The organism is Nocardia amamiensis, assembly GCF_015477605.1.
GTDB classification, from domain to species: domain Bacteria; phylum Actinomycetota; class Actinomycetes; order Mycobacteriales; family Mycobacteriaceae; genus Nocardia; species Nocardia amamiensis_A.
This window is the reverse complement of sequence record NZ_JADLQX010000211.1, coordinates 1-546: the sequence shown is the minus strand read 5'-3', so window position 1 is coordinate 546 and position 546 is coordinate 1. Positions and strand designations below refer to the sequence as shown.

Genomic DNA, 546 nt, shown 5'->3' with positions numbered 1-546 from the left:
TCCCGGCTGATGCACCGGCTCGGCCGCCGACCACCGATCGAATACGAAGACGACTACTATTCCACCTGCTCCGAACAACCTGCCGGAGACAGATAACGCGGTGCGCACGGAACCCGGGGAGATTCAAGTTCCGTAGGCACGACTCTGAGATCCCCAAGCCCATTGCGACTTGACCGATCGGCTTGTCGCTGCTGCGGGCCAGCTCGATCGCGCGCTGACGGAACTCCGGCGGGTGTGCTGGTGGCATCCAGACTCCTTTCGAAGGCGAGTATCTCGCCTCACTATTGGTGTCCGGAAGACCGGGGCAAGCTCACGTCGTCTGATATCGAAGTGCTTCGCGACGGCGCTGTGACATTGGGATCGGTTACCAGACAGCAGTAAGAGATCAGTTCAGAATGAGTTTGCGGAGGCAGATGATGGAGCAGGCGAGGCTGAGGAACGCTTGATGGATGTCGGCGCGGCGTTCGTAGCGGATTCGCAGGCGTTTGAAGGCGTGCAGCCACGCGAAACTCCGTTCGACAGGCCAGCGCACGACGCCGAGCCCGG

At 61.2% G+C, this 546-nt stretch carries 1 protein-coding gene; it reads right to left on the bottom strand.

Annotated features, from left to right (window positions below; genetic code table 11):
- Window positions 1-385: 385 nt before the first annotated feature.
- A partial coding sequence (locus IU459_RS37525) for a transposase (protein WP_195134308.1) occupies window positions 386-546 on the bottom strand: 161 nt, incomplete at its 5' end.